Genomic DNA, 17436 nt, shown 5'->3' on the forward strand with positions numbered 1-17436 from the left:
AGCGGCTTGGACCTCTCCGTATCAATTAGAAAAGATGGTGGGTGATTTCTGGTGAACTGGGAAACCCTTGCTTCCCCTGACTATGAAATAAAGGATTTACGAAAGACAATAAGAGATTCAGAGGTTCACTTAACTTGGTTCTGGTCTAAAGATATCGACTTTGTCTATATTTATAAAGCGTCCTCAGACAATGTAAAACCAATCAGCGAAATCAATGAGCAGGATTTGAAACTCTATACCCGCGAGGAATATAAAGCCAATCATGGATATGTTGGCAGACTGGATGCGATTGGCCGCTACGCCTATCGCATCTTCCCCTGCAAAAAACGTGACAGAAAGCTGGCTGTTTTTAGTCAGGAAAACGATAATAATCTCATTTTTATAACGGGATCGAAGGCAAAGATTTATTTTTCAATTACCTATAAAAATAAATTCCTTCAGCCGAAAAAAAGAGTTCGCATGTCCATCATGTCAGAAATCGTGCTTGATAAAGATCTGTTAGTCTATGTTAAAAAAACGGGCAGTCCTCCCATGTCCATTGAAGATGGAACCGTCTTCCCATTTATTCGTGATTTCCCACCCGGAAAAACGGAGCTGCTTGAAAAGGAAATCGGTAAGGATGAATTTATTAGAATCTTTTTTAGTAATGGTAGGAAATCAGCTGAAATTTTTGAACTGATTCCAGAATAAGGAGAGACATTACATGTTTGGACTACTAAAAAGAATGTTTGGAACAACACAGCCGGAAGCTCCAAGACCGCAATTTTACGATATTGTCTGTCCCTACTGCTTCTCAAAATTTCATCATGAAGATGTCGTCTTCCGTGCTGCACACTATCGTGATGATGATGAGGCCTTCAACCTTCAGGAAGATGATAAATTGAACGATTATCGGAAGAAATTTGGGCTTGCCGAAATTGATGAAATTGAGGCAATTGTTTATCCTTCGACGATTCCAGATGATAATAAGATTTACTCCAACGGTGTGCTTATGGGTGTTTCTGATAAATACGCGGTTGTGACGAGAAAGCGACTTTGCCCAGGGTGCCATAACGAACTTCCCGTTACAGCAGGTAAATATCCAAGTAATATTCTTTCTATTGTCGGTGCCACTTCCGTCGGGAAATCTGTTTATATTACGTCTCTCATTCATACCTTGCAACATGTAACAGCTAATAATTTTAATGCGGCATGTATTCCGCTTAATAACGCGATTAGCAGAAGATTCAGGGATGACTATGAAATTCCTTTATTTGAAAATGGAAATTTGCTTGATGCTACCGCTACGACAAAGCGCCAAGAACCGTTTATTTTCCAATTTGTGTTTAAAGATGAAAACAAAGCACCACTGACACTCGTATTTTTTGATGTAGCTGGTGAGGGTATGACTGAACAAGAATATCTTCAACTTCATGCTCCCCATATCAAAAATTCAGCGGGAATTTTATTCTTAGTCGACCCAATGCAAATTCGAGCAATCCGTCAGAAAATGCTTCATCAAATGGGTGAAAATCCGGGGGAGATAGTTGGACTTGCTCGTGAACCCCGCGAAGTTGTTGTCGCATTATTTGAGGATTTCATTTCTCAACAGGAAAACAACAAAACGAATATTCCGACTGCAGTCGTGCTGACAAAAAGTGATTTATTGTATACCCTAAGTTCCGACGAGGGTGAATATATTCGTTCTAATAGCAATGTGTTCCACAATGTTACACATAGTGGATACCTTAACCTGGATGAATACGAGAATATCAATGGAGAGATTAGAAGGTTTCTATCAAAGGTAGATACTCCGTTCGTCGGTTCCATTGATGTTTTTTTTAACGAGGCTTCCTATTTTGCCGTGTCTGCCCTCGGAAGCAATCCAGTCGATCGACAAGTTAGTGGAATAATTAGTCCGATTCGTGTGGATGAACCGTTTATTTGGCTCCTGTATAAGCTGGGCTATATAGAAGGGAGACATGTGCAGTGACCGGAAAGTTAATTCAACAACAAATGTATACCAGGGAACGGGGCGGAATTTTCCTCTCAACGGACGGATATGATACCATTGCTATTTCCGAAGGCTTGGACAAGTCATTTGTGAAAAAATATCTACATCCCTTTTGCATTTATCAATCACCAAAGGCTTTAACATCACGTGGAGAAAAGGACAGTTCCCTCTACCCGGAAACTGTCACACTGTTTCAGCCGGAAACCGGTGACATGGTCATTGGTCAATCTGTATTTGTGCCTGCTGATTTTACGGGTCAGCGCAGCGCTTATTTCATGCATAACTATGTACTCCCTCCAAGCCGAAAGGAAGAATGGATTAAACATCCTGAAAAGCTATTTCAAATAAATGACTTTCAGACTTCCTATAAAATGGATCAAGGCCATGTTCTTCCGGCATTGGAAGAAACCGGATATGATGATATGGATGTTCTTGCCGGAAAAGATACTCTTTTGGGGAATTTAGGAATTCGCGAAGATCAGTTTAAACAACTATTATTTGCAGTCATGTCGTCCATTGCTGGGAAGAAAAAGGTGTTTATCTCATTAAATGTACCTTTGCAGGAATATTCGAAGGCTGCACTTCAACTGTTGGAGTTAATTTATCTTTATTTGCCCTATACACACCGCCGCAAATTAGGCGCAATGACCTTTTCAAGTGAACCAGAGAGTAAAAACTATATCCATGTGATGTTTTATGAGCCAGGTACATTAAACATGAATGATCGTTCGATTGAAAAGCAATTCATTTTTGATTTTGCAAATGATAGGATTTCTGGCCTTGATATTACTGGTCAGAAGCATGAGTATCTGGACTTTGCACTCGACCATTTTACCCAATCGAAGCGAATGGACGATTTCTTTGCGTTCGCAGAAACGGCATTATCAGGCTTACCTGAGGAGCAGAAGCTAGAGGTAGCGAGCTACTATCAGTTGACCTCCCTTTATCAAACACTTAATAGTCACGATGACGCCTTATATAAAGAAAATAAACTAGGCTTTTTAAATAGTTTGCAGAAGTTTCTACAGATGAATAGTGATGAGAAACAGCCTTTGGTTGAGCTATTTTTACAAATCCTAGCGATGGAAAAATATGCAGGCGATCCTACAACAGCTCTAGATTACATTCACGCTGTAGTGTCCATCAATCAAATGGTACGAAGCGATGAGGCTCTCTCGTTCATACTAGAAACACTCAACTATTATCAAAATGCTCAACTTTTCCATAAGCTCTGGAAATTGGTTGAACAGGACAATCGCTCTTATAAAGCGATTTTGATGTTTATTAATGAGCATCCCAACTATGACAGTCTCCTTGAGCTTTATCTGGATGAACGGTTCAATCGGATCATTCGAGTCGAAGAGATTCTTCGGGAGCTCAAATCAATGCTTGGCTCACCATACCTTTTATCTATCGAAAAGTTTAAATCGGTAGTGATTACGAAAATTGAAGCCTCGTTAAAACAGGAAAGTAATGCTTTCACCGCGGTTCTTGCCATCAAGGACTTTAAGGTGGATATGGCAGACAAGGATTTTCTCAATTTTAAACAAAAGATGTTTAGGAGTTCAGTATGGGCGATGTTAGATCATATTCGTCCAAAAGAACTGACAACTCAGGATATCATGACATTCGGTAAAATTTTCAACCAACCGATAAACCCGAGAGATATGAAGGATGGCAAGGCAAAAGATAATTATCTAATGACTGATGCCCTATACCAGGTGCTCAGCAAGCCATCTCATGCTAGTCCTAATCAGCTTAAATCGTTATCAAGATCGGGCCGTGAACTGGTGCGGGAGATTTTGCAGCAGCTCTTACGAGTCAAGGTTACCACTGAGCACATTCCAGTTCTAAATATTGCCCTTGGGTCAGAACATGGTGACGTAGATTATGGGATGCTATTTAAACACTTAATCCAATACAGCGATGATAAAACGATGATGGCTTTTATTAAGGATCATTCAAATTTAGTTGGAATTGACGTACCTTATCGAAGTGCATTACGAAGCTATTTAGTTTCCGATCCAAAATCAATTTGGCGGAATAAAAAATACAATAAAGAATTGAAATTAATCCGAAAGAGCAGCTTTAAGAACTTTTTGAAGGAAGTTGAAACAGAAACAGCAAGTCCTCTTGTCAAATTCTTTAAAAAGTATGGGGTAAAACTGTTAATTGCTGTAGTCGTTCTTGGCGGAGCAGGCGGTGCAGCTTGGTTTGGAGTGGACTACTATTCCAGTAAACATTCCACAAAAAAGGTTGCATCGACACCTGCTGTGAAAAAGAATGTCAAGAAAGCAGAGAATGTAGTATCTTTAGACCAATTTAAAAAGTTATCTGAGGAAAAAGTAGACGGTGAGAACTTTAGTCTGCCTCTTGAAGGAAAGCAATTTGAAAAAATTGTTGGACAAGCCCAAGGGGTAACCCTGACCGATCGACAAGATGGTAATTTCCACTTGGATCTGAAAACTGAAACGGAAGCCAGCCCCTTTGAAAATGGGCAGCTAAAAGACGGATTCTCGCTTGTTGGGACGGAATATGATTTTGATCCGAATGATAAAACGTATGAAGTCGTATTAGTCGCTAACAATAGTGAAACAGTAGAGTCTTATCTGTGGGTATACTCTATTAAATCTGACATGAAGAATGGAACCTTGGAACCTCTCCCGCTTAATTACAACTCGGAGGGTATTACAGATGTAAAATTAGCTACTAAAAAACTAACGCTAACACAAGGTGAAAGTGAAGTAGCTTACGAATTCCCATTTACAGACCAAATAAGTGACAGCCAAGAATAGTGCAAAAAAGAGCATTCCTGCGGTGGGATGCTCTTTTTTTGAGGAAACCTATATTGTTGATTTTGGGGAACTAGACATTGGAGACACTTTTTACTGTTTAAATATGATTTTTGTCGCCAATAGCCCTCATTGGACACACTTTTCTCTGTTTTTATCTGATTTTTGTCGCCAATAGACTCATTGGAGTTACTTCTCATTTTTTCTCCAAGGTAAACTTATTATTTTTCAAAGAAAGATTGGACAATTCTGTCCCTGTCACGCTGATAACATCTTTGCTCTGCTTAACCTCAGTACCATAGTCACTCCATACCTGTTTCGCACTGCCACTTGCTTGGACCTCTAATGCAATAACTTCTGATATTCCTAATCCACCAGGTAATCCAAAAACTAGCAGACCCTTTTGTCCATTTTCTGATGTGACGGTTAGGAAAGAATCTATATATGATGTTGGTTCTGGAGAATTGCTGCCTTTATACTCAGGCGATTCCCCTACCTTCTTGCCTTGAGATAAAACAAAAACTTTCACCTTTCCTGATGAATCGTCTTGTTTCTGGGCAGCGGCAACTAATGTATATTCATGACCAGCTAGTTTGATGGAAGCATGTTTGATTGGCTCCCAGCTAGGAACTACTTGCGTGAATTGACTTAAATCGACCTGATCTTTTTTCTCCGCTGCTTTCTCCTTTGGCTTGTCCTTTTCCACTGCTGTTTCTTGCTTACCTTCGCTCGCTTGAATCGAGGTTTTTTCCGCTCCACCCTTTAAAAAGTTAATGGAAAAGATGACGATTATAAGTAAAACAGCTACAACGCCTATAAACAATGCGCCGGATTTCCGCTTTTCTTTTGGAGGGGCGGGAGAAATTTCAGGTACAATTCGCTTTGGTTCCTCCCTCTCGATCACTTCTTTATTAGGTAGTCCGAAAACGGTCGTAGAGGATTCACCTAGATTCACTAATCCCGGCTTGGGTATCGCTAATTTCCTTAGAATCCACCCTTGCAGTTCCTCGATGTGATCAAAGCATATCCCTTCAAAATGCGATTCAGCAAGGGATGAATGATTTTTTAATATGGATAGCACTTGTTTGAGGTCATCCTGAATGGTTATTTTTCTATCTGGTTGAAAAACGGCTCTCTCGCCTGCACCATATAAGATAATCTCGCCATTCTCTTTTATCCAGATATTAAATCGATTGATCTTACCATGAAGAATTTCATGTTTGTGCAAATATACGACAGCATCGACGAACTGATCAATTTGTTTCCCGGTAAGCATCTGCTCTTTTTCTAAAAAGTCCCCTTCGTTTCCTTCCATCACAACAAAGGGCTTACGGTCCCATACATCTAGCACCTTCACTGCAGGAAGGTGCTTATAATAGATAATCTTCGCTTCATACTCACGATACAACTGATTCCACTGATCACGAAGCGGCAACTGATGGATCAAGCGTAGGATTCCTGGTACTCCGTTCTTTGGATCTTCCACTTGATAAACGGTTAATTGCTCACCAGTGTATAGTTCTTTAATGATCCTGAATTGGTTAATGTCAGCCATTTTCACAGCTCCCTGGACATACTTATACTCGTAGGAACCTACTTCCCAGTTTGGGTTTCGCTTCCCTCGTAGCTATTTTTCAGCCTAAATTTGAACTCAACCCGCCTTGACTGGGCACGGTCCACCTTGCCATTAACGATCTTCAGCTGGCTCTCAGACCGCCCGTTGGCGGTAATATTTTTTGTTACCTGATTTTTATATGGAAAATCTCCGAATTCATCACTTAAAATGTATTTCACGACACTGAAGGCCCTGCGCTGGGATAGATCGAGATTATACATATAGTCGCCTTTATCATCGGTATGCCCTTCGACCACGACTTCAGCAATACTGTCGTTATACTTTCCGTAAAGTGTCTTAAAATAAATGGGGATAAACTTATCCAGCTGTTTTTTAAATTCTGGCTTAATAACATCCTTGCCCTTTTCAAATAACAAGTCATCCTTAAATTTAATTGCACCCGTATCTTTATCGATCGAAATTTCCATATGCTGCTTTTTAAATTCCTTGTCTAAATCTTTGACGATATCCTTTTGAATGTAGGATAACGCCTCAATCTGCTTTTCTTTTTCAGCAATTTGCTTTGCTTGTTTTTTGATTTCCGTCTGGCTTTCCATCGCTTTTGCCTGCATGGCTTTGCTTTCTTTATTTATACTAATGATGATCGCGACAAAGATAATTAGGACAACTAAAAGGATGGTTGATAACAAATCTGTAAACGTGGGCCAGAAATCCGATTCTCCGGAACCGTCATTGATTAGTCGTTTATATTTTTCCTTCATTGCTCAGACCCTTTTCCTATTTTGATAGATTAACTGCATATTGTTTTTCGTTCATTTTTTCTGAAAAGGTTTCTAGACTCTTCATTAAATCATTCAAAGTGGACTCAAGGGAGTTTAAAGCTTCAGGTGTCTCCTTAGCCCCTTGTGAAAAGCTTTGGTCCAGTTTACCGATGAGATCATTGGTATTTTTAAGATTATTGCTTAGGGCGTTTAGACTCGTTTCTAAAGATTGATTCGATGACTCTTGAATGCTTGTATAATTCCCCATACTCGTCACGGCATCTTTAAATAAGTCTTTGACTTCTCCGTTTTCTGAATTCGTCTCTTTCAGCTGCTTCAATAGACCAGCCTGCTCTTTTTTAATTTGTTTATAAATCGATTCAGTCAGTTGCTTATGCATATCCACTTGTGATTCATTTTGAGAGACAATTTGAGAAATTTGAGACGTTGTACCTTCGAAAAAGTTGGTCATTTCTTTGTAGGCTTGTTGGATCTCCTGTTGTGAACTATCCACTAATGATTTATATGAATTGTGTAAGTTATAATTGTTTTTCATAAAACCATCAATCACATTGTTTTGGTTCGCGACAAACGACTTAATGTCATGGGCTGTATTTTCAAACGTCATCTTAATTTCGTTATTAAGATTATGCTGATTGTTAAAATAAGTAAACATTCTCTCAAAATCATCATGAATTAACGCTGTCTTTTGATTAAACAATTCAGTAATTGCCATCATGTCTTTAAATAAACCACTTACTGCCATCGTGTTTTGCTTAAAATTATTATTAAATTGTTTTAAATTATCAGTAGCTGTTTTAAATTCCTTCGAAAAGTGGGCGACCTCCAGGAAGGCATTTCCCATATTGTGAACGGCTTCTTTAACTCCACCAATGGCCTCGACCACATAATAGTCGGACGTCTTTTGATCCCTTTGGTGAATAAAGTTTTCAACTTTCAACATAACTTGCAATAGTAATTGTTCCGAGTTTCTTACCTTTGAATGGAGATTGATCGCGATGGAAAACAGAATTCCACCGATACTAGTGAAAAAGGCAGTATGGACGCCGCCTAACACCTTTAAAATTGATTTATCAATATCACTTGGGTTAAGTGCTGCTAGCGTGATCACGAGGCCTGTAAAGGTACCGAGGACCCCAACGAGTATCGAAATCGATGAAAACGTATGAATCAGTTTCATTCGTTTGACAATACTTGTTTTATTATCAATATGATACTCAGACATAAACACCTCAATAAACGAAGGAATATTGAGCTGTGTCTTTGTTCTTTCTTTTTTATCATTAAATGCTCGCCATATCGTTGCAGCAAGCTGATTATTTTCTGGATTTTTCGATAGATCTTCATCCTGCTTATTTAAAAATGTAAAGATAGTGTTATTACTTCTTATTGAGAAATTGGCAATCGTGCCAAGAACAATTAAAACGGCTAGTACAAGAAACTCATTTGCACCAAGCTTGGTGGCCCCTCCACTTAAATAATAGATTAATAGTAAAAAAGTCGGTAAAAACATTAAAAGAGGTAATAAAAATCGGTTCATTCTATTTGTCCCTTTCCTATAAAAGATGTAAGTGATTTTGTCAATAAGTCTAGAATCCCATCTTTTATTGTAACAAAGAAAAGTAATTTTTAGGGAAAAATATAAATTTTTGTCGATGGAAACTACTGGTGAGGGGTTATTTTTAAGATATTAGGTTATAAGTGGTTTAGATTTTTCAAATAGAAGAGATGGGTAAATTTCGAGGCTTTTTAATTAAGGCTTTGTTGTGTTTATTTTAGTGTAAATTCTTAAAAGAAGACAAAAAAGACAACCTTTTTCAAGTTGTCCTTTTCGTGCCTGGCAACGTCCTACTCTCACAGGGACGCGTGTCCCAACTACCATCGGCGCTGAGAAGCTTAACTTCCGTGTTCGGTATGGGAACGGGTGTGACCTTCTCGCCATTGCTGCCAGACTATTTTTTTAGAGGTATCATTCCCTCAAAACTAGATAATGCAGAAGAAGTTTGTAAAAACAAGCTGCCTTTAAAAATTGGTTAAGTCCTCGAACGATTAGTATCAGTCAGCTCCACATGTTACCACGCTTCCACCTCTGACCTATCAACCTGATCATCTTTCAGGGTTCTTACTAGCTTGCGCTATGGGAAATCTCATCTTGAGGGGGGCTTCATGCTTAGATGCTTTCAGCACTTATCCCGTCCGCACATAGCTACCCAGCGATGCCCTTGGCAGAACAACTGGTACACCAGCGGTGCGTCCATCCCGGTCCTCTCGTACTAAGGACAGCTCCTCTCAAATTTCCTGCGCCCACGACGGATAGGGACCGAACTGTCTCACGACGTTCTGAACCCAGCTCGCGTACCGCTTTAATGGGCGAACAGCCCAACCCTTGGGACCGACTACAGCCCCAGGATGCGATGAGCCGACATCGAGGTGCCAAACCTCCCCGTCGATGTGGACTCTTGGGGGAGATAAGCCTGTTATCCCCGGGGTAGCTTTTATCCGTTGAGCGATGGCCCTTCCATGCGGAACCACCGGATCACTAAGCCCGACTTTCGTCCCTGCTCGACTTGTAGGTCTCGCAGTCAAGCTCCCTTGTGCCTTTACACTCTGCGAATGATTTCCAACCATTCTGAGGGAACCTTTGGGCGCCTCCGTTACTCTTTAGGAGGCGACCGCCCCAGTCAAACTGCCCACCTGACACTGTCTCCCACCCCGATCAGGGGTGCGGGTTAGAATTTCAATACAGCCAGGGTAGTATCCCACCGACGCCTCCACCGAAGCTAGCGCTCCGGCTTCTCAGGCTCCTACCTATCCTGTACAAGCTGTATCAAAATTCAATATCAGGCTACAGTAAAGCTCCACGGGGTCTTTCCGTCCTGTCGCGGGTAACCTGCATCTTCACAGGTACTATAATTTCACCGAGTCTCTCGTTGAGACAGTGCCCAGATCGTTACGCCTTTCGTGCGGGTCGGAACTTACCCGACAAGGAATTTCGCTACCTTAGGACCGTTATAGTTACGGCCGCCGTTTACTGGGGCTTCGATTCAGAGCTTCGCTTGCGCTAACCCCTCCTCTTAACCTTCCAGCACCGGGCAGGCGTCAGCCCCTATACTTCGCCTTGCGGCTTCGCAGAGACCTGTGTTTTTGCTAAACAGTCGCCTGGGCCTATTCACTGCGGCTCTTCGAGGCTATTCACCTCAAAAAGCACCCCTTCTCCCGAAGTTACGGGGTCATTTTGCCGAGTTCCTTAACGAGAGTTCTCTCGCTCACCTTAGGATTCTCTCCTCGCCTACCTGTGTCGGTTTGCGGTACGGGCACCTTTTATCTCGCTAGAGGCTTTTCTTGGCAGTGTGGAATCAGGAACTTCGGTACTAAATTTCCCTCGCTATCACAGCTCAGCCTTATGCGAGAAGCGGATTTGCCTACTTCTCAGCCTAACTGCTTAGACGCGCATATCCAACAGCACGCTTACCCTATCCTCCTGCGTCCCCCCATTGCTCAAACGATAAAGAGGTGGTACAGGAATATCAACCTGTTGTCCATCGCCTACGCCTTTCGGCCTCGGCTTAGGTCCCGACTAACCCTGAGCGGACGAGCCTTCCTCAGGAAACCTTAGGCATTCGGTGGATGAGATTCTCACTCATCTTTCGCTACTCATACCGGCATTCTCACTTCTAAGCGCTCCACCAGTCCTTACGGTCTAGCTTCAACGCCCTTAGAACGCTCTCCTACCACTGACATCTAAGATGTCAATCCACAGCTTCGGTGATACGTTTAGCCCCGGTACATTTTCGGCGCAGAGTCATTCGACCAGTGAGCTATTACGCACTCTTTAAATGGTGGCTGCTTCTAAGCCAACATCCTGGTTGTCTAAACAACTCCACATCCTTTTCCACTTAACGTATACTTTGGGACCTTAGCTGGTGGTCTGGGCTGTTTCCCTTTTGACTACGGATCTTATCACTCGCAGTCTGACTCCCACGGATAAGTCTTTGGCATTCGGAGTTTGTCTGAATTCGGTAACCCGATGAGGGCCCCTAGTCCAAACAGTGCTCTACCTCCAAGACTCTTACTACGTGAGGCTAGCCCTAAAGCTATTTCGGAGAGAACCAGCTATCTCCAAGTTCGATTGGAATTTCTCCGCTACCCACACCTCATCCCCGCACTTTTCAACGTGCGTGGGTTCGGGCCTCCATCCAGTGTTACCTGGACTTCACCCTGGACATGGGTAGATCACCTGGTTTCGGGTCTACGACCACATACTCATACGCCCTATTCAGACTCGCTTTCGCTGCGGCTCCGTCTCTTCAACTTAACCTTGCATGGGATCGTAACTCGCCGGTTCATTCTACAAAAGGCACGCTATCACCCATTAACGGGCTCTAACTACTTGTAGGCACACGGTTTCAGGAACTATTTCACTCCCCTTCCGGGGTGCTTTTCACCTTTCCCTCACGGTACTGGTTCACTATCGGTCACTAGGGAGTATTTAGCCTTGGGAGATGGTCCTCCCTGCTTCCGACCGGATTTCTCGTGTCCGGCCGTACTCAGGATCCACTCAGGAGGGAACGAAGTTTCGACTACAGGGTTTTTACCTTCTATGACGGACCTTTCCAGATCGCTTCATCTACCCCGTTCCTTTGTAACTCCATGTTGAGTGTCCTACAACCCCAAGAGGCAAGCCTCTTAGTTTGGGCTATGTCCCGTTTCGCTCGCCGCTACTCAGGGAATCGCGTTTGCTTTCTCTTCCTCCGGGTACTTAGATGTTTCAGTTCCCCGGGTATGCCTTCAATACCCTATGTATTCAGGTAAAGATACTGTTCCATTACGAACAGTGGGTTCCCCCATTCGGAAATCTCCGGATCAAAGCTTACTTACAGCTCCCCGAAGCATATCGGTGTTAGTCCCGTCCTTCATCGGCTCCTAGTGCCAAGGCATTCACCGTGCGCCCTTTCTAACTTAACCTAAAAGGTTATTCTCTTACTTACATAAGAGAGAAAACTAAAATGGCAGGGAAAAATTGAACTTCATTTTTCCTATTGACTCGGTTCTTACATTGACTTCTTCATTACGATTATCTAGTTTTCAAAGAACGATTAAAAAAAGCTTTGAGAGAATTGTACTCTCAAAACTAAACAAACAAAGATCGTGTCACAAACTGTTTTGTCTGGCTCACAGGTCCAGCTTTATCCTTAGAAAGGAGGTGATCCAGCCGCACCTTCCGATACGGCTACCTTGTTACGACTTCACCCCAATCATCTGTCCCACCTTAGGCGGCTGGCTCCTTACGGTTACCCCACCGACTTCGGGTGTTACAAACTCTCGTGGTGTGACGGGCGGTGTGTACAAGGCCCGGGAACGTATTCACCGCGGCATGCTGATCCGCGATTACTAGCGATTCCGGCTTCATGCAGGCGAGTTGCAGCCTGCAATCCGAACTGAGAATGGTTTTATGGGATTGGCTAAACCTCGCGGTCTTGCAGCCCTTTGTACCATCCATTGTAGCACGTGTGTAGCCCAGGTCATAAGGGGCATGATGATTTGACGTCATCCCCACCTTCCTCCGGTTTGTCACCGGCAGTCACCTTAGAGTGCCCAACTTAATGCTGGCAACTAAGATCAAGGGTTGCGCTCGTTGCGGGACTTAACCCAACATCTCACGACACGAGCTGACGACAACCATGCACCACCTGTCACTCTGTCCCCCGAAGGGGAACGTCCTATCTCTAGGAGTGTCAGAGGATGTCAAGACCTGGTAAGGTTCTTCGCGTTGCTTCGAATTAAACCACATGCTCCACCGCTTGTGCGGGCCCCCGTCAATTCCTTTGAGTTTCAGCCTTGCGGCCGTACTCCCCAGGCGGAGTGCTTAATGCGTTAGCTGCAGCACTAAGGGGCGGAAACCCCCTAACACTTAGCACTCATCGTTTACGGCGTGGACTACCAGGGTATCTAATCCTGTTTGCTCCCCACGCTTTCGCGCCTCAGCGTCAGTTACAGACCAGAAAGCCGCCTTCGCCACTGGTGTTCCTCCACATCTCTACGCATTTCACCGCTACACGTGGAATTCCGCTTTCCTCTTCTGCACTCAAGTCCCCCAGTTTCCAATGACCCTCCACGGTTGAGCCGTGGGCTTTCACATCAGACTTAAAGGACCGCCTGCGCGCGCTTTACGCCCAATAATTCCGGACAACGCTTGCCACCTACGTATTACCGCGGCTGCTGGCACGTAGTTAGCCGTGGCTTTCTGGTTAGGTACCGTCAAGGTACCGGCAGTTACTCCGGTACTTGTTCTTCCCTAACAACAGAGCTTTACGACCCGAAGGCCTTCATCGCTCACGCGGCGTTGCTCCATCAGACTTTCGTCCATTGTGGAAGATTCCCTACTGCTGCCTCCCGTAGGAGTCTGGGCCGTGTCTCAGTCCCAGTGTGGCCGATCACCCTCTCAGGTCGGCTACGCATCGTCGCCTTGGTGAGCCGTTACCTCACCAACTAGCTAATGCGCCGCGGGCCCATCTGTAAGTGTCAGCCGAAACCGACTTTCAGCTTTTCCTCATGAAAGGAAAAGGATTATCCGGTATTAGCACCGGTTTCCCGGTGTTATCCCAGTCTTACAGGCAGGTTGCCCACGTGTTACTCACCCGTCCGCCGCTAATCTTCAGGAGCAAGCTCCTAAAGATTCGCTCGACTTGCATGTATTAGGCACGCCGCCAGCGTTCGTCCTGAGCCAGGATCAAACTCTCCAAGAAAGTTGATTAGCTCATTTGTTACGTTGGCTTAGTTTCTTAATTGAAACTAATTTTTTTGTTTGTTTGCACGATTTTGTCTGTTTAGTTTTCAAAGAACAATTCATTGGAACAACTTTTACATCATACCATTTTCTCGCATTCATTGTCAACAACTAATTTACTATTTTTTAAGGAAAGATTAATAGTTTCGAAGACAACTTTAATATCTTATCATTACCCAATCGCGTTGTCAATAAGTTTTATAAAATATTCATCATCTCGCTGGCAACTTTTATATCTTAACACCTACAACAAAATAAAACAACTAAAACTTTTCCCAACTTTAAGTTAGTCATCTTTGCGGTTTTATGAGTTGGTTAATTTTTTTAATATTATGATAAAATTAGTTATACATTTTTTATAGAAGGGTGCGCGGAAAATTGCTGTCATATATTATAGTAGTTATCGTATTGTTTCTCATTCCAGGTCCAGCTGTTTTACTTACCATTTCTCAAACCGCTCAAGGCGGGAGGAAATCTGGCATCATCACCGGCATCGGGATTGCAGTCGGTGATTTAATCCATACGATTGCGGCCGTGCTCGGACTTTCAGCCATTCTAATGACCTCGGCTCTCGCCTTTGAAATCGTGAAATATCTTGGTGCCGCTTATTTAATCTTTTTAGGGATTAAGTCACTCCTTGAAAAAGCAAAAAAACAAGAACAGCCGGCTCAAAAAAAGAACAACACAGCCACATCGTTTCGCCAGGCCTTGTTAATAGAATTGCTTAATCCCAAAACGGCTCTTTTTTTCTTAGCCTTCTTACCACAGTTCGTTCATAACAATGGGACCCCTGTGGTCATTCAACTACTGATTCTTGGACTCACTTTTGTGTTAATGAGCATATTGTACACCACCTTGCTTGCCTTCCTAACTAGCACCATTGGTAAAAGACTTTTCGCAAACAAGAACAGCCGGCTTGCGCGCTGGCAAGGGAAGGTTGTTGGCTCAATCTATATTGGCTTAGGTGTGAAGTTGGTACTAGAAAATCAAAAATAAAATGGACCTGAACAAGCGGTACAGAACATGTATCGCTTTCCTTATGTACTTAGAGCCTTTTTCTTGATCTTTTCCCAAAAACGCTTGATTCAACGTGATAATATCTTTTGCAACATTAGTAATGAAATAGTCCTCATCCTCTTTAACTGCCCTTCCCGTAACATGCCATTCCTGAGAACCTCGTATACGCTGGACCATGACGCGGATATCAAGAGGACATTCATCAATGCTTGCTAACGGAATCTCCTCTTGGACAATATAGGGTTTTCTTTTAAACTTCTTCTCTATATGTTTTTTAAAATAGGATGAAAGAAATCGATTTTTCTATTTCGTTATATTCGACTATTCCCTCTTCAGACTAGCCCGCATAGGATAAATGGAAACTTGCTTACTAGCAAGCCCTTAAGTGTCTTAAATGTCTATAAATGCGTGATAGTCTACACTATCATCCAATGGAAGGGGCAATTTAATGAAGATACTTGTTACTGGCGGAGCCGGATTTATTGGTTCACATATCGTTGATTTGCTCATCGACGATGGCCATCAAGTAATAGTGATCGATAATTTAACTACTGGAAATAAGGAGTTTATTAACAGGAAGGCAACATTTTATACACTGGATGTATGTTCACCTCAATTAGAAGGAATTTTTTCAAAAGAAAAACCGGAATATGTCATACATCAGGCAGCACAGGTCGACGTAGCCAAATCGATTCAAGACCCCGTTTTTGATGCTCAGACAAATATCCTTGGTACGATTCGATTGTTGGAATGCTGTCAGAAATTCAAGATTAGGAAAATCATCTACGCTTCTTCCTGTGCTGCGTACGGTGAAACGGACGACTCCAGCATTCAAGAGAAGTTTACGACGCAGCCCATTTCCTTTTATGGAATATCCAAGCTTACCCCGGAATTTTATCTTCAACTCTATTCACAATTTTACGGACTTCCCTTTACAATCCTTCGCTACGCCAATGTTTATGGTCCGCGTCAAACTCCAAAAGGCGAAGGCGGTGTTGTTGCTATCTTCATGCAAAAGGCATTATCAGGGGCGCAATCGGTTATTTATGGGGATGGGGAACAAACAAGAGATTTTGTTTTTGTCAAAGATGTCGCATCTGCCAATTACCTTTCACTAACAAGAGGAACAAATGAAATTATCAACGTTGGCCTTAATCAAAAAACAAGTATTAATAAGCTCCACAAAATCATTTCATCCATGGTTGATAATCCTGTTTCTCCTTTATACCTTCAAAGGCGGAGTGGGGACATCCAATACAGCCAGTTGAATAACGGAAAAGCAAGACAACTATTGGACTGGAAACCTCGCTATGATTTGCTTAGTGGTTTGACAGAGACAAAGAATTTTTATGAGAAAAATCGTACCAATCAAAACTAGTTGCCTTTTTTAAAGTAAAGAGAAACAAAATGATAAACAGTAAAGTAACCGTTCTGATCCCCATTTATCATCCAGGTGCCTATATAATAGAAGCATTGTGGCTTCATCTATATTGGCTTAGGTGTGAAGTTGGTGCTGTAAAATCAAAAGGAAATAAGGTATTCAACTGAAAAAGCGATATTATTTAATGTATCGCTTTTCTTATGTGGAATTTTATTATCTCTATCCTGTGATATTATGAATAACTTACCTAGTTCCCTTCCCCACGCTCGGACATATTATAACTTATATAAAAAAAATTCGGAGTTGGTGATCATTTGAAAGTAGTAATATTATGTGGTGGAAAAGGATTAAGAATGAGAGGACTAACAGAAGATGTCCCAAAAGCTTTGGCAAAATTAAATGGTAAGCCAATCATATGGCATATAATGAAGCTTTTTAGTCAGTATAATCATACTCACTTCATATTGCCGCTAGGTTACAAAGGAGACCAAATTAAGGAGTATTTTATGGATTATCCGTGGAGAGATCATAACTTTGAGCTTAATCTTGGTGATAATAAATACCGCTTGTTAAACGAGACTGATTCTTGGAAGGTAACCTGTGTTGATACAGGCCTAGATACGATGACAGGTGCAAGGATTAAATTGGTGGAGAATTATTTAGATGAAGATACCTTTCTTTTGACATATGGAGATGGATTAGCCGATATTAATTTGGAAGAATTAGTAAAGTTCCATAAAGAAAAAGGAAAAGCAGTTACTCTAACTGGAGTTAAAAAGAATAGCCAATATGGAGTTTTAGCAATTGAGAATGGAATAGCAGTAGATTTTACTGAAAAGCCTGTGTTAGATATTACCATAAACGGGGGATTTTTTGTTTGTAATAGGAAGTTTTTTGATTATTTAACTTCAGATCCTAATTGTGTATTGGAGGATGAGCCTTTAAAAAAACTGATAATCGATAGAGAACTTGCCGTATATGAGCATAACGGATTATGGCTTTCTATTGATACCCCCAAGGATTTAGAAGAAGCAAATAAAATCTGGGCATTAAATCAAAGGGGGCAATAACTAACATAATATAACATGATATTTTAAGATTTTAATAA

General features: G+C 42.0%; 11 protein-coding genes and 3 rRNA genes. 7 read left to right on the top strand and 7 right to left on the bottom strand.

Features of this window, described 5'->3' with window-relative positions; translation table 11 throughout:
- The first annotated feature begins 51 nt into the window (after positions 1-51).
- From CCK98_RS28410 to CCK98_RS28420, 3 genes are read left to right on the top strand one after another with little or no spacing between them, the layout of a single operon-like run.
- On the top strand, positions 52-690 hold the full coding sequence (locus tag CCK98_RS28410; RefSeq protein WP_088089665.1) for a beta-mannanase: 639 nt from the start codon (positions 52-54) through the stop codon (positions 688-690).
- Between the two features lie 13 nt (positions 691-703).
- Entirely contained in the window at positions 704-1972 is a 1269-nt protein-coding gene (locus tag CCK98_RS28415; protein ID WP_088089666.1) for a hypothetical protein, read from the top strand.
- Complete coding sequence (locus tag CCK98_RS28420) at positions 1969-4788, top strand: hypothetical protein (RefSeq protein ID WP_088089667.1); 2820 nt, start codon at positions 1969-1971, stop codon at positions 4786-4788. Before CCK98_RS28415 ends, CCK98_RS28420 begins: the two co-directional genes overlap by 4 nt.
- Positions 4789-4981: 193 nt before the next feature.
- Here CCK98_RS28420 and CCK98_RS28425 read toward each other — a convergent pair whose 3' ends face one another.
- From CCK98_RS28425 to CCK98_RS28450, 6 genes are all read right to left on the bottom strand, one after another.
- Positions 4982-6340, bottom strand: coding sequence for a hypothetical protein (locus CCK98_RS28425; RefSeq protein ID WP_088089668.1), 1359 nt, complete (start codon positions 6338-6340; stop codon positions 4982-4984).
- Positions 6341-6378: 38 nt separating this feature from the next.
- Positions 6379-7122: an OmpA family protein gene (locus CCK98_RS28430; protein WP_088089669.1), complete on the bottom strand. Its 744-nt coding sequence runs from the start codon at positions 7120-7122 to the stop codon at positions 6379-6381.
- Positions 7123-7138: 16 nt separating this feature from the next.
- Positions 7139-8683 (bottom strand): MotA/TolQ/ExbB proton channel family protein, encoded by a 1545-nt coding sequence (locus CCK98_RS28435; RefSeq protein WP_088089670.1) that lies wholly within the window; start codon positions 8681-8683, stop codon positions 7139-7141.
- 295 nt (positions 8684-8978) lie between these two features.
- Positions 8979-9095, bottom strand: a 5S ribosomal RNA gene (rrf, locus tag CCK98_RS28440).
- 77 nt (positions 9096-9172) lie between these two features.
- A 23S ribosomal RNA gene (locus CCK98_RS28445) occupies positions 9173-12108 on the bottom strand.
- A gap of 231 nt (positions 12109-12339) precedes the next feature.
- A 16S ribosomal RNA gene (locus CCK98_RS28450) occupies positions 12340-13889 on the bottom strand.
- Together the 16S, 23S and 5S rRNA genes form the textbook arrangement of a ribosomal RNA operon.
- A 419-nt stretch (positions 13890-14308) precedes the next feature.
- On the opposite strand from CCK98_RS28450, the gene CCK98_RS28455 reads away from it, so the two are divergent.
- The gene (locus CCK98_RS28455) at positions 14309-14926 is read left to right on the top strand and encodes a LysE family translocator (RefSeq protein WP_088089671.1); all 618 of its coding nucleotides are present in this window, start codon (positions 14309-14311) and stop codon (positions 14924-14926) included.
- Here CCK98_RS28455 and CCK98_RS37135 read toward each other — a convergent pair.
- Complete coding sequence (locus tag CCK98_RS37135) at positions 14909-15214, bottom strand: YheC/YheD family protein (protein WP_373408549.1); 306 nt, start codon at positions 15212-15214, stop codon at positions 14909-14911. The genes CCK98_RS28455 and CCK98_RS37135 overlap by 18 nt on opposite strands.
- Positions 15215-15395: 181 nt before the next feature.
- Here CCK98_RS37135 and CCK98_RS28465 point away from each other — a divergent pair, with 181 nt between their 5' ends.
- The 3 genes from CCK98_RS28465 (at position 15396) to CCK98_RS28470 (ending at position 17398) form a co-directional block, all read left to right on the top strand.
- Entirely contained in the window at positions 15396-16325 is a 930-nt protein-coding gene (locus tag CCK98_RS28465) for an NAD-dependent epimerase/dehydratase family protein (RefSeq protein ID WP_088089673.1), read from the top strand.
- Positions 16326-16354: 29 nt separating this feature from the next.
- Complete coding sequence (locus CCK98_RS35690) at positions 16355-16495, top strand: hypothetical protein (RefSeq protein WP_179195956.1); 141 nt, start codon at positions 16355-16357, stop codon at positions 16493-16495.
- Positions 16496-16642: 147 nt separating this feature from the next.
- Positions 16643-17398, top strand: a complete 756-nt coding sequence (locus tag CCK98_RS28470) for a sugar phosphate nucleotidyltransferase (RefSeq protein WP_088089674.1) — start codon at positions 16643-16645, stop codon at positions 17396-17398.
- Positions 17399-17436 lie beyond the last annotated feature (38 nt).

The sequence above is a fragment of the Bacillus sp. OV166 genome, assembly GCF_900177675.1.
Classification (GTDB): Bacteria; Bacillota; Bacilli; order Bacillales; family Cytobacillaceae; genus Neobacillus.